This window comes from Peteryoungia rhizophila (genome assembly GCF_004912145.1).
Taxonomy (GTDB): Bacteria; Pseudomonadota; Alphaproteobacteria; order Rhizobiales; family Rhizobiaceae; genus Allorhizobium; species Allorhizobium rhizophilum.
Map to the genome: position 1 here is coordinate 131,168 of NZ_STGT01000006.1, position 11,816 is coordinate 142,983.

Genomic DNA, 11,816 nt, shown 5'->3' on the forward strand with positions numbered 1-11,816 from the left:
AACCCTCAGGCGATGGAGATAGTATAATTCTCGATAACCGTGTTGGCGAGGAGCTTTTCGCACATGGCCTTGAGGTCGCTTTCCGCCTTGGCCTTGTCGGAGCCTTCGACTTCGAGGTCGAAAACCTTACCCTGGCGGACCTGGCCGACGCCTTCGAAACCGAGGGCGCCGAGTGCGCCTTCGATGGCCTTACCCTGTGGGTCGAGGACGCCGTTCTTCAGGGTAACGGTGACACGTGCCTTGATCACTGATCTCTTCTCCGAAGCTTACTTGACGAGAACCGGGCCGGTGCCACGGATCGGTTCGTTTTCATTGATGATGCCGAGCCGGCGTGCCACTTCCTGATAGGCTTCGAGGAGCCCGCCCAGATCCTGCCGGAAGCGGTCCTTGTCGAGCTTCTCGCGGGTTTCGATATCCCAGAGGCGGCAGCTGTCCGGCGAGATTTCGTCGGCCAAGATGATGCGCATCATGTCGCCTTCATAGAGGCGGCCGCATTCGATCTTGAAGTCGACGAGCTGGATGCCGATGCCGAGGAAAAGGCCCGAGAGGAAGTCGTTGACGCGGATGGCGAGCGCCATGATGTCGTCGAGTTCGGCCGGGTTGGCCCAGCCGAAGGCGGTGATGTGCTCTTCGGAGACCATGGGATCGTTCAGGGCGTCGGACTTGTAGTAGAACTCGATGATCGAGCGCGGCAGAACGACGCCTTCCTCTATGCCGAGGCGGGTCGAGAGCGAGCCGGCAGCGACATTGCGCACGACGATCTCAAGCGGGATGATCTCGACTTCCTTGATCAACTGTTCGCGCATGTTCATGCGGCGGATGAAATGGGTCGGGATGCCGATCTTGTTGAGATGCGTGAAGACGTATTCGGAGATTCTGTTGTTCAGAACGCCTTTCCCGTCGATGACTTCATGCTTCTTCTTGTTGAATGCCGTTGCATCGTCCTTGAAGAACTGGATCAGCGTGCCGGGCTCGGGACCCTCATAGAGGATCTTTGCCTTGCCCTCGTAAACGCGGCGGCGACGGTTCATGGATGGTTTTCTCTGTTGTTGGCATCTCGGCGCAAGTGCGCGGACGCAGTGGATCGGTCTTTGAAGCGGTCCCTTAACGGAAAACCCAAGTTTTCACAATGCGGAGTTCACCCCTTCCTGCCAAAACGTCGCGTTGCGGGTAGGTCACCCAGAATCGCGGAAGTTTGCATTGCACTTTGTACTCCCTTTTGATTAATGGGGAAACCAAACCGCACAATGACGGCATAAAACGGGAGATCGATATGAGCGGCATGAGTGATCGCGAAAAGGCCTTTGAAAACAAGTTCGCCCATGATCAGGAGCTGCGCTTCAAGGCCGAAGCGCGTCGCAACAAGCTCGTCGGTCTCTGGGCGGCCGGTCTGCTCGGCAACGCCGACCCCGATGCCTATGCGAGGGAAGTGGTCGCAGCCGATTTCGAGGAAGCCGGCGACGGGGATGTGATCCGCAAGGTCATGGGAGACCTGACCGCCGCTGGTGTGTCGATCACCGAGGAAGAACTGCGTGCCAAGATGATCGAGTGCCTCGGCCAGGCTATCGAGCAGATCCAGAACACCTGAGCCCCGGGCTGATGGCTGAAGCCGCCCGACCTCAGGTCGCGGCGGCTTTTTTGTGCGCGCGGAGCAGGTCGCCGGTCGCCGTGACGTCGAGTGGCCGAGCCAGGCCGTAGCCCTGCAACACGTCGCAGCCCAGCCGTTTCAGGATGCGGGCATGCTCTTCGGTTTCGACGCCCTCTGCCGTCACCTTGATCTTGAGTGAGCGTGCGATCTGAATGATCGACATGACCAGGATGCGTTGCTCCTGGCTCGTCGGAATGTTTTCGATCAGCTGGCGATCGATCTTCAGCGTGCTCGGCTTCAGGTTCAGCAGTCCGACGATCGAGGCGTGGCCGGTACCGAAGTCGTCGATCTCGATGTCGATCGAGAGCCGGCGCAAGGTTTCGAGATTGGCCATGACGGCCGCATCCTGACGGTCCAGGAAGACACTCTCGAGCAGCTCGAAGGAGACGGTACCGGGCTTGATGTCGAGGGCGGCCAGGCCGCTTGCGAGATTGGGATCCTTCAGGCGGCGCGCCGAGACGTTGACGGAGATCTTCGGCAGGAGGAGGCCCTCTTCACGCCAGACAGCGACATCGGCGAGGGCCTTTTCGAGAATGATCCCGTCGATCTGCGCGAGAACGCCGCATTCTTCGGCCGCTGCCAGAAATCGGTCCGGCCCGAGAATACCCTGGGTCGGATGCTGCCAGCGGGCGAGGCATTCCGCGCCGGTGATTTTCCGCGTCTTGGCGTCAAATTGCAGCTGATAGAATGGTATGATCTCGTCGTTTTCGAGCGCGCGCAGAAGTTCGCTGGACAGCCGTCGGGCATCCGCGAGCAGTCTTCGGCTCGACTGGGTGTAGAATTCGTGGCGATTACGCCCCTGGTTTTTCGCGTTGTAAAGGGCGATGTCGGCGTTCTGCAGCAGTGCTCTGGGATCGGCGCTGCGGTCCTCGGAATAGGCGATGCCAATGCTGGCGCCAAAGCGGCATTCCTGGCCATTGTGCCAGACAGGCTGCCGCATTTCGCCGATGATGCGATCTGCGATCGTCGACAAGACCTCGTCATTGCCGTCATAGTCGAGCAGGACCACGAATTCATCGCCGCCAATTCGGGCGGCGAAATCCGTAGGCCGGATGTTGTCGCGGAGAATGCGGGCCGCATGCTTCAGCATGGCATCGCCCGCGCCATGGCCGAGCGTGTCGTTGATCTGCTTGAACCGGTCGAGGTCGATGTGCAGCACGGCAATGCCGCGTTTGCGCTCGCTCGAGGTTTTCCTGAGTTCGTCGAGGCGCGATTCAAGGTAGCGGCGATTCGGCAGCGCGGTCAGGTAGTCGTGCAGAGCAGAATATTCGGCGTCGATGCGGATCTGATCGAGTTCGGCATTGCGGGCTTCGGCCAGGGCCTTCTGGCATTCCAGTTCCTGCCGCAGGCGCTGATCCTCGGTCACATCCCAGTTGACGCCGATCATCTTCAGATGGCCGTCATTGTCGACATAGGGCAGGCTGTTTGCGCGAATGTAGCGGGTGCTCCCGTTGCTGGCGGTGATGCGATAGTTGTCGGTGAACGGTTTGAGGGCGGCGATCCTCATCTCGACATGGGCCAGTGTCCGCTCGCGGTCGTCGGGGTGCAGCTTGCGCTCCCAGAAGTCACCAACGCGAACATCTTCGTCGAAGGGGACCTCGAAGATCTCGCGCATGCGCTCGTCCCACTCGCTGATGCCAGCGTCGAAATCCGTCTCGAAGATGCCGATGCGCGAGATGTCGACGGCCAATTTCAGACGCCGCGACAGGCCTTCGAGCCATTCCTCCTGTGCCTTTCGGGCCGTAACATCCGTATCCGTTCCGACAATGCGGGCCGGCTGTCCGTTTTCGTCGCGTTCGACGCAGGCGCCGCGGCATTCGATCCAGACATAGTGCCCGTCCTTGTGCATTTCGCGGTATTGGAACGTTGTATAGTCCGGATCACCCTCGTTCTGGCGTTCGATCGAATGCAGCACGCGTTCGCGGTCCTGCGGATGGACGAGTTCGAGCCATTCCTCCATGTTCTGCGCGATGGGATCGTCCGGGCCCAGCCCGCGGATCGACCGCCAGACTTCCGAATAATACATTTCGCCGCTGTTGCGCTGGTCCCAGACGCCAGACGCCGAACCGACCAGGGCGTGGTTCCAGCGGCTCTCGCGCTCGGCAAGCGCATCGAAGCTCTGTCGCAAGGAGGTGATGTCTATCAGTTGCAGCAGGATCACCTGACTTGCGTCGTCGCTCTGCGGCTTCGCCAGCGAAGTGACGAAGGAGGCTTTGCGGTCTCCGGTGGCCTGTATTTCCACAGATGCCGAGGGAGCGCCGAGTGTCAGTCGTTTCAAGGCTAGATCGAAGGCGCCGACATCCTCGGGGCGCAACACGTCCGAGAACGGGCGGCCAGACTCAACGTTGAAAAAGTCTGCCATCGCCGCGTTGCGGGCCTCGACGATTCCATTCGCGTCCACCCAGGCTGCGGGCGAGGGAAGGGTTGCAATGTCGATGCCGCCACCCCTTGGCGAGGTGGCTTTGATGGCAACGTCTGGACGCAATGTCAGGCTCCGGACTGAGTAAAGCCCGGACAGTGTATGAGAAGCGACTTAAGAAGGCTTTAAAGAGCTCCGCCATGATGGGCCGGACTGGTACAAGGGACGCATGTTCGGGCCTGACCAGTAAACGCTGCTATCGTCTATCGGAGATGGCTGAGGAATTGCGCAAAGACCATCGTGCCTTCCGGCCAGGGACCGTGTCCGGAGTCGGCATTGATGTGACCGGATTCACCGGCATCTATCAGGTGCGCGCCCCAGGCCTTGGCAATGTCCTCGGCATGCGCATATTCGCCGAACGGGTCATTGCGGCTGGCGATCATGATCGACGGGAAGGGGAGCGGCAGACGCGGATAGGGCCCGAAGGTCATCAGGTGCTTCGGACGGATGTCCGGGTTGGCCACATCAGGCGGTGCCACGAGAAAGGCGCCTGCGACACGCTGCTTCATCTCGGGGATCGCGTGCACGATTGCAGGAACGCCGAGCGAGTGACCCACGAGAACGACAGGCTTGGTAGAGGCATTCACCTCTTCGGCCACCCGCGCGATCCAGTCTTCGCGAACCGGCTTTGACCATTCGGCCTGCTCGACACGCCTTGCCGTCGAGAGCTTCTGCTCCCAACGGGTCTGCCAGTGGTCGGGTCCGGAATTGGTGTAGCCGGGGACGATCAGGATTTCTGCTTCAGAGACTTTCATGGCCCCTATCTGCTGTCCCGCAGGGGCGACGTCAAGATTTGGTCGTCCCTGCGATTGAAAAATTGAACCGGACAAAGCCGCAGCTCCTGATGGGGCCTTATCTCTCCGGACCGCGAGTGCCAAATTCGGCTGCCTAGGCGCGCGTGTTTGGCCAACGTGTTCAACGGGACTTCACGCGCCTCACACCTTCGTGCGCTCGTTTTGCGCGACAGGCAGGATATTAGCTGATAAACTAAATGCTTATGCAGGAGTCTGGTGCATCGATCGAACCAAGATGCTCCGGGCACTACAGACGACGCTTTGGCGGCCGCTTCGGCCCCTCTGCCGTCACGCATTTCACTTTGAAGCTTGCAGACCCCGAATGCTTGAGGAGGAAGTGAGTATGTCGACATTTCATGTCATGACCAGTGCCACCGGAAACATTGAGCGACCCGAGATCCGGCGCATCGCCGTGTCCGATGTGTTTTCTGCCCTGCGCGAAGGCTATGAGGATTTTCGCGAAAAGCCTTCACACTATGCCTTCGTGGCACTGATCTATCCCATCGCCGGTGCGATGATGATCGGCTGGAGTGCCGGTGTCGAACTCTTGCCGATGGTCTACCCGCTGCTGACAGGCTTTGCATTGCTCGGACCGCTTCTGGCGCTTGGGTTGATGGAGATCAGCCGTCGGCAAGAACTCGGCCAGCCGGCGAACTGGTCTGATGTCCTCAGCCTCCGCAAGTCCCCGTCTTTGCCGGCACTGCTGATGATGAGCGCCTATCTCGTGACGCTCTTCATGGTTTGGTTGGTCATGTCGCGCGGGCTTTATCTTTCCATGATCGGGGATTACCCGGCGCCGGGTGTCTTCGCCTTCGCCAGCGGCGTCTTCGATCATCCGAACGCCTGGGCCTTCCTGTTCTGGAGCAATGGCATCGGCTTTCTGCTGGCGCTGGTCGCGCTCGTGATCAGCCTTGTGGCATTCCCCATGCTGCTGGATCGCGACTGCGGTGCGGCCTCCGCCGTCGGCACGTCGGTGCGCGCGAGCCTCGCCAATCCGGTGCCGGTCGCAGTCTGGGGCCTGATGGTCGCCGGCCTGCTTGCCATCGGCATGGCGACGTTGCTCGTCGGGCTGATCGTGATCGTGCCGGTGCTCGGACACGCGACCTGGCATTTCTATCGTCGGCTGGTGGTGTAGCGGTTCATCACGCGGCTCATGGCCGGGCGACGACATAAAGGACGACTGCCAGAATTGCGAGAAAGAGAGGCGCGACCCGTGCGCCTCTTGTTGGGCCTGATGCCGCGAGGAACGCAGTGGCGAGGAACGCAATCACAAGAAGCAGCGTCGCCACGAGGTCGCGACTGCCGTCGGTTTCGATCGCAGCCTCGGCGTATGTCGGATCGAGATCTGACATCCAGGCGTACTTGCTTCCGCCGAGCAGCCAGATGCTGAACAGGGCCAGCACATAGACTGTCATTGCTGCAAGACGCGACAGGCGTTTCATGTCGATCTCCCTGCGTTGAAAAGCAGAACGGGCGCGGAGTTACCCGCGCCCGCCATGGTGTGCCGTCGCATTAACGCGTTCCGTCAACCGAAGACGCGGGCGAAGATCGTGTCGACATGCTTGGTGTGATAGCCGAGGTCGAATTTTTCGCGGATGTCTTCCTCGGAAAGTGCTTTGCGCACTTCCTCGTCGCCGAGCAGTTCTTCCAGGAAGTCGGCACCCTTTTCCCAGACCTTCATCGCATTGCGCTGGACCAAGCGGTAGCTGTCCTCACGCGAAACGCCGGCCTGGGTGAGGGCCAGAAGCACGCGCTGGCTCATCACGAGGCCCTTGAACTTGTTCATGTTCTTCAACATGTTCTCGGGATAGATGACGAGCTTTTCGACGACGCCGGCCAGACGATTCAGCGCGAAATCAAGGGTGATCGTGGTGTCGGGGCCGATCGCGCGCTCGACGCTCGAATGGCTGATGTCCCGCTCGTGCCAGAGGGCCACGTTTTCCATGGCAGGAACGACCGACATGCGAACGAGCCGGGCGAGGCCGGTCAGGTTCTCGGTCAGCACCGGATTGCGCTTATGCGGCATGGCCGACGAGCCCTTCTGGCCCGGCGAGAAGAACTCTTCGGCTTCCAGGACTTCGGTGCGCTGCATGTGGCGGATTTCGATCGCGACGTTCTCGATCGAGGATGCGATGACGCCGAGTGTGGCGAAGAACATCGCATGGCGGTCGCGCGGGATGACCTGGGTGGAAATCGGCTCCGGCACGAGGCCGAGCTTTTCGCAGACATGTTCTTCGACGCGCGGGTCGATATTGGCGAAGGTACCGACGGCGCCAGAGATCGCGCCGGTTGCCACTTCCGCACGGGCGTTGACCAGACGGTCACGGTTGCGGGCCATCTCGGCATAGAAGCGGGCGAAGGTCAGGCCCATGGTCGTCGGCTCGGCATGGATGCCGTGGCTGCGACCGATGCGGACCGTGTCCTTATGTTCGAAGGCGCGGGCCTTCAGCGCTGCCAGCACGCGGTCCATGTCGGCGATCAGGATGTCGGCGGCGCGGACCAGCTGGATGTTGAGGGTCGTGTCGAGCACATCCGACGAGGTCATGCCCTGGTGGACGAAGCGCGAGTCAGGACCGATGAACTCGGCGAGATGGGTGAGGAAGGCGATGACGTCGTGCTTGGTGACGGCTTCGATCTCGTCGATCCGGGCGACGTCGAATTCGGCCGGGCCACCCTTTTCCCAGATCGTGCGGGCGGATTCCTTCGGGATCACGCCGAGATCGGCGAGCGCGTCGCAGGCATGGGCCTCGATCTCGAACCAGATGCGGAACTTGGTTTCGGGGGACCAGATGGCGACCATTTCCGGCCGGGAGTAACGCGGGATCATCGGGCTCGTCTTTCGTTGGACTTGAAACTCTGGCCCCCCTTAGCAAAGTGGGGCGGCAAGCTCAACGGCTGCGACGGGCTATGACCACGCTCAGGGCGATAAGCATGGCAAATCCGGCCGGCAGCAAGTGCCGCACACCCAACACGGCGAATTGGTAGAGGGCGACGGCGGTCGTGTAAAACAGCTGGTAGCCCCAGATGCGCGTGGCGAAAGGCGCATGCCAGTGCGCGTAGAAGTATCGGTATTGCAGCGCATAGAGGCCGGCCGTCGCGCCGATCGTGACAAGGCCCAGAAGGCACATCCATCCTGCGAGGACCACGGATGGTCGACGCCCATGGGCGACGATGTGGATGAGCGGAATTGCGACAAGCCAGCCCAGCAGGCCACCGCCTGCGTAGATCGCGGTGAGGCTCAGATCATGGCTGCCGGTCGCACGACCGAAGACATGGATCGACAGCAGAAAGCTCGCGGCCATGGCGAGCCCCCAGGCGATCGAACCGAAGAACCAGAATGCGGCCGGCGGGAGCCATCGTCGCGCCGTCAAGGCTTCACCGGAACGGCGAGCCAACGGAGATTATTGCCCTCGAAGCCGAGAGTGGCGATCTGGATCATGGCCATATGGGGAGCGGACGAGCCATAAGAGGGCGTGACCATGCCGCCGATGGCATAGGCGCTCGGGCAGTTCCGGCTCTTTGGGACGCTGGTGTCGCGATAGACTTCGCGCCGGTCGTCGGGGGATGCGTCCTCGGCGATCTTCAGAGCGAATCCGCGCACCTTGACGTCCATGCTCCTGCAGAGTTCCAGTCCCTCGGCGTCGAACTCCTCCAGAAAGAGCCGATGAATTCCCTCCGACACGTAGAAACTCGGGAAGGCCTGGTAACGCAGCTCGTCACGTTTTTCCGCCAATTCCCCGATTGGCGACAATGCGACCAGATAGCCTGGATCGTCACCGATCTTGCGGGCCTCCAGGATTTTCTTCGCCTGAGCTAGGCTCTCGCGCCGCGCTTCGCCCACCGAGGCTTCTTCGCGACGGATCAGCACCGACACAGGTGTGCCGGATACGTATGTGTCGGTTTGCGTGTCGATCACCTGGATTTCCGCATAGGGAAAGCCCGAGCCGTCCTGCTCTCCGAATTGCTCGAAGGCGAAGAACCTGCCGTCCGGGGAGAAGCCGATCGGTCGCATTTCCGCCACGTCACCGGCGCTTGCGGCAGTGGCCGCAAGCAAAAAGAGCGCAATGGCGGAAAACCTGATGCTCAACCGCGACCTCCCTCGGCTGCCTTGCGCAGAGTGTCGACGGTCTTGCGGTAGTCGTCAACGCCCTTGCCCTTGAAGATCGCCGAACCGGCGACCAGCGCATTGGCACCGGCTCTGGCGATCTCGGCGGCGTTCTCGGCGGTCACGCCGCCATCGACTTCGAGATCGATCGGGCGGTTGCCGATCAGGGCGTGAGCCTTGGCGATCTTGTCGGTCATGGCCGGGATGTATTTCTGGCCGCCGAAGCCGGGGTTGACGCTCATGATCAGGATCAGGTCGAGATCATCCATGACGTGTTCGATCACCGATAGCGGGGTCGCCGGGTTGAGCGAGACGCCGGCCTTCTTGCCGAGTGCACGGATGGTCTGCAACGAGCGGTGCAGATGCGGGCCTGCTTCTGCATGGACGGTGATGATGTCGCAACCGGCATCGGCAAAAGCCGCGAGATAGGGATCGGCCGGCGCGATCATCAGGTGGCAGTCGAAGATCGCCTTGGTGTGCGGGCGCAGCGCCTTGATGACGGCGGGACCGAAGGAGATGTTTGGCACGAAATGGCCGTCCATGACGTCGAGATGCACCCATTCCGCGCCGGCATCGACGACGTCTCGGACTTCTTCGCCGAGGCGGGAAAAGTCGGCTGCGAGAATGGAGGGCGAGATCAGGAGAGGGCGGGTCATCTGGGGATCCTCGACGGCAGGACGATGTCGGCCCGTATGCGCGTTGCTTGCCTTGGCGGACGGGGCGATGGCTCGGCGTCCGCATAGCATCGGCGCTGTCTTGCGGCAACCATGCCTTCGGATGAGAACGGCCTCGACTACGCCTGCCCTTGACGATCGCCGCCCGGCGCTCCATCCCTCGGACACGACAAAGCAGTCTGGGAGGACGATATGGCCAAGTTCGCAATCATCACCGGCGGCAGTTCCGGAATCGGCCGGCATCTCGTCTCGGCCTTCGTGCGCGACGGTTATGACGTCGCCTTTACCCATCTCGGCCAGCAAGATGCGGCTTCCGACGTCGAGGCGGAGGCCGCGGCGCTTGGCGGACGGGCAGTGGGCCGAGAATGCGAGGTGGCCAACAGCGCCGCGATCGAGGGTTTCCTCGACGAGGTGATCGCCTGGGCCGGGCAGGTGCCGGACGTGCTCGTCAACAATGCCGGCATCCAGACCTGGGCCTCGATGCTCGAACTTTCCGAAGAGCGCTGGGATGCCGTCATCAGCACCAATCTCAAGGGTACCTTCCTGAATTCCCAGCGCGTGGCGCGTCGCATGGTGGACGCGGGCAAGGGCGGCTCGATCATCAATCTCGGCTCTGGCTGTAACAAGCATGCCTTCCCGAAGCTCGTCGATTATACCGCTTCCAAGGGCGGCATCGAACAGCTGACCAAGGTGTCGGCCGTTGAACTCGGGCCGCATCGGATCCGCGTCAACTGCGTGGCGCCGGGTGCGATCGAAACGGCGCGCACTCAGGCCGAAGCGCCGGATTACGCGAAAACCTGGGGGGATGTTACGCCGCTGCGCCGTGTCGGTACGCCGGAGGACATTGCCGGACCAATCCTGTTTCTTGCGGGACCGCAGTCGTCCTTCGTGACCGGCCAGACGATCTGGGTCGATGGCGGGGTCTTCAGCCAGGCATTCTGGCCCTATCGCGACTGAAGGCGTGTTTACTGCGTCTTGTCGGGCACGGGTACGAAACGGTCGTCTTGCCAGACCAGCAGGCGATAGGGGTTCTCCGTCAGCTCGTGATCCGCGCCGAAGGTGACAGGGCCAAAGGCTGTCTCGAAGGTCGTACCGATGAGCGCATCCGTGACCGGTGTGCCCATGGCGGTCGAAATGCCCCAGGCATCCGCGAGGATCGTCACGGCGGCATGGGCTGGAACAACGTAACCTTCTGGTTCGATCTTGCTCTCCGCGAGCTCGCCCGCCAGTGCTTCCGCCGCGCCTCCTTGCGGCGTCTCGATCAGACCGACCGCCAGCACGCCGTCTTCCAGAGGCACGGGTTCGTCTGCCGCCCGCATGGCCTCGCCGGCGAGCAGCGTCAGAGCGAGGCCCTCCGCCTTCGCGTCGCGGGCGATGACGGCCACGTCGCTGCGGTCGCCGCCGATGAAGGCGTGGGTGACGCCGGCATTCCTGACGCGGCGGACAAGCGCCAGCTGCTGTTCCTGGCCCGGGCGGAAGGTGTCGATGAAGGCGGGTTTCAGACCGCGTTCCTCCAGGCTTATACGGATTGCTTCCGTGAGTTCCCGTCCGCGGATCGTGCCGTCTTCCAGAAGGGCGACGGCGGAGCCTGCCCAGTCGCGCAGGATCACCTCCGAAAGCTTGCCGGCTTCCTGGTCGGCATTCGGCGCCAGGCGGAATAGAGGCGCGCCCGCCTTGATCGCATCTTCCATCAGGCCCTTCCAGCGGACCGAAAGCGTGAAGGCCGGTACGTTGGCTTGCTTCAGCGCGGGCAAGGCGTCCTTCAGGCTTTCACTGCAGAGAAAGCCGATCGCGGCCGTTGCACCCGCTGCTGCAATCGCCTCGGCGATCGGCTTGCCACTGCCTTCGTCGCAGGTCTCGTCGATCTCCACGAGCGTGATCTGGAGCTTTCCGGCGGCCAGTGATGCGCCTCGCCTTATCTGCTCACCGAGCACTGCAAAGGGGCCATCCTGCGGTGCGACGACTGCAAGTGTCAGCTCCGCAGCCGATGGCGCCCCGAGGCCGAGTCCGAGGAACAGAGGGGTCGCTAGAACGAGTTTCAAACGGGGCTTCACCATCATGTTGTGATCCTAACCGAAAGCGCAGCCGATTGGAAATGCTGGCTTTCCGGGCGAGACCGGGTGGTCGGAAGGAAATTGTTCCTGTGTTGTGGAAAAGGTAAGGCCCGCGGCCCATA

13 protein-coding genes are annotated in these 11,816 nt (G+C 61.8%); 3 read left to right on the forward strand and 10 right to left on the reverse strand.

The annotated features are described in order from the left end of the window. Window positions 1-5: 5 nt before the first annotated feature. Together purS and purC are read right to left on the reverse strand one after the other, a co-directional pair. Entirely contained in the window at window positions 6-248 is a 243-nt protein-coding gene (gene purS, locus E9677_RS21830; protein WP_136560171.1) for a phosphoribosylformylglycinamidine synthase subunit PurS, read from the reverse strand. Window positions 249-266: 18 nt separating this feature from the next. After that, on the reverse strand, window positions 267-1,031 hold the full coding sequence (purC, locus tag E9677_RS21835) for a phosphoribosylaminoimidazolesuccinocarboxamide synthase (RefSeq protein ID WP_136560172.1): 765 nt from the start codon (window positions 1,029-1,031) through the stop codon (window positions 267-269). Window positions 1,032-1,273: 242 nt separating this feature from the next. On the opposite strand from purC, the gene E9677_RS21840 reads away from it, so the two are divergent. Next, window positions 1,274-1,588 (forward strand): DUF1476 domain-containing protein, encoded by a 315-nt coding sequence (locus tag E9677_RS21840; RefSeq protein ID WP_136560173.1) that lies wholly within the window; start codon window positions 1,274-1,276, stop codon window positions 1,586-1,588. A 31-nt stretch (window positions 1,589-1,619) separates the two neighbouring features. On the opposite strand, the gene E9677_RS21845 is transcribed toward E9677_RS21840, so the two are convergent. Next, window positions 1,620-4,133: a sensor domain-containing protein gene (locus E9677_RS21845; protein ID WP_136560174.1), complete on the reverse strand. Its 2,514-nt coding sequence runs from the start codon at window positions 4,131-4,133 to the stop codon at window positions 1,620-1,622. Between the two features lie 137 nt (window positions 4,134-4,270). Continuing rightward, the gene (locus E9677_RS21850) at window positions 4,271-4,822 is read right to left on the reverse strand and encodes an RBBP9/YdeN family alpha/beta hydrolase (protein ID WP_136560175.1); all 552 of its coding nucleotides are present in this window, start codon (window positions 4,820-4,822) and stop codon (window positions 4,271-4,273) included. 382 nt (window positions 4,823-5,204) lie between these two features. On the opposite strand from E9677_RS21850, the gene E9677_RS21855 reads away from it, so the two are divergent. Further along, on the forward strand, window positions 5,205-5,996 hold the full coding sequence (locus E9677_RS21855; protein ID WP_136560176.1) for a DUF2189 domain-containing protein: 792 nt from the start codon (window positions 5,205-5,207) through the stop codon (window positions 5,994-5,996). Between the two features lie 16 nt (window positions 5,997-6,012). On the opposite strand, the gene E9677_RS21860 is transcribed toward E9677_RS21855, so the two are convergent. The 5 genes from E9677_RS21860 to rpe form a co-directional block, all read right to left on the reverse strand. Beyond that, window positions 6,013-6,303, reverse strand: coding sequence for a hypothetical protein (locus tag E9677_RS21860; protein ID WP_136560177.1), 291 nt, complete (start codon window positions 6,301-6,303; stop codon window positions 6,013-6,015). Window positions 6,304-6,386: 83 nt separating this feature from the next. Next, on the reverse strand, window positions 6,387-7,688 hold the full coding sequence (purB, locus tag E9677_RS21865) for an adenylosuccinate lyase (RefSeq protein WP_136560178.1): 1,302 nt from the start codon (window positions 7,686-7,688) through the stop codon (window positions 6,387-6,389). Between the two features lie 61 nt (window positions 7,689-7,749). Continuing rightward, window positions 7,750-8,232: a hypothetical protein gene (locus E9677_RS21870; RefSeq protein WP_136560179.1), complete on the reverse strand. Its 483-nt coding sequence runs from the start codon at window positions 8,230-8,232 to the stop codon at window positions 7,750-7,752. Continuing rightward, window positions 8,229-8,948, reverse strand: coding sequence for a DUF2259 domain-containing protein (locus E9677_RS21875; RefSeq protein WP_136560180.1), 720 nt, complete (start codon window positions 8,946-8,948; stop codon window positions 8,229-8,231). Before E9677_RS21875 ends, E9677_RS21870 begins: the two co-directional genes overlap by 4 nt. Further along, window positions 8,945-9,622, reverse strand: a complete 678-nt coding sequence (gene rpe / locus E9677_RS21880) for a ribulose-phosphate 3-epimerase (RefSeq protein ID WP_136560181.1) — start codon at window positions 9,620-9,622, stop codon at window positions 8,945-8,947. The genes E9677_RS21875 and rpe overlap by 4 nt, the downstream gene beginning before the upstream one ends. A gap of 210 nt (window positions 9,623-9,832) precedes the next feature. On the opposite strand from rpe, the gene E9677_RS21885 reads away from it, so the two are divergent. Continuing rightward, window positions 9,833-10,597, forward strand: coding sequence for an SDR family NAD(P)-dependent oxidoreductase (locus tag E9677_RS21885; RefSeq protein WP_136560182.1), 765 nt, complete (start codon window positions 9,833-9,835; stop codon window positions 10,595-10,597). A gap of 8 nt (window positions 10,598-10,605) precedes the next feature. On the opposite strand, the gene E9677_RS21890 is transcribed toward E9677_RS21885, so the two are convergent. Further along, window positions 10,606-11,697 carry an ABC transporter substrate-binding protein gene (locus tag E9677_RS21890; protein WP_136560322.1) on the reverse strand — a complete coding sequence of 364 codons (1,092 nt, stop codon included), beginning with the start codon at window positions 11,695-11,697 and terminating at the stop codon, window positions 10,606-10,608. Window positions 11,698-11,816: the final 119 nt, after the last annotated feature.

What these genes read in the sequence shown, in the direction of transcription:
- purC (WP_136560172.1), bottom strand. Translation starts at nt 1,031, where the DNA reads ATGAACCGTCGCCGCCGCGTTTACGAGGGCAAGGCAAAGATCCTCTAT.
- E9677_RS21840 (WP_136560173.1), top strand. Translation starts at nt 1,274, where the DNA reads ATGAGCGGCATGAGTGATCGCGAAAAGGCCTTTGAAAACAAGTTCGCC.
- E9677_RS21850 (WP_136560175.1), bottom strand. Translation starts at nt 4,822, where the DNA reads ATGAAAGTCTCTGAAGCAGAAATCCTGATCGTCCCCGGCTACACCAAT.
- E9677_RS21855 (WP_136560176.1), top strand. Translation starts at nt 5,205, where the DNA reads ATGTCGACATTTCATGTCATGACCAGTGCCACCGGAAACATTGAGCGA.
- E9677_RS21860 (WP_136560177.1), bottom strand. Translation starts at nt 6,303, where the DNA reads ATGAAACGCCTGTCGCGTCTTGCAGCAATGACAGTCTATGTGCTGGCC.
- purB (WP_136560178.1), bottom strand. Translation starts at nt 7,688, where the DNA reads ATGATCCCGCGTTACTCCCGGCCGGAAATGGTCGCCATCTGGTCCCCC.
- rpe (WP_136560181.1), bottom strand. Translation starts at nt 9,622, where the DNA reads ATGACCCGCCCTCTCCTGATCTCGCCCTCCATTCTCGCAGCCGACTTT.
- E9677_RS21885 (WP_136560182.1), top strand. Translation starts at nt 9,833, where the DNA reads ATGGCCAAGTTCGCAATCATCACCGGCGGCAGTTCCGGAATCGGCCGG.
- E9677_RS21890 (WP_136560322.1), bottom strand. Translation starts at nt 11,697, where the DNA reads ATGGTGAAGCCCCGTTTGAAACTCGTTCTAGCGACCCCTCTGTTCCTC.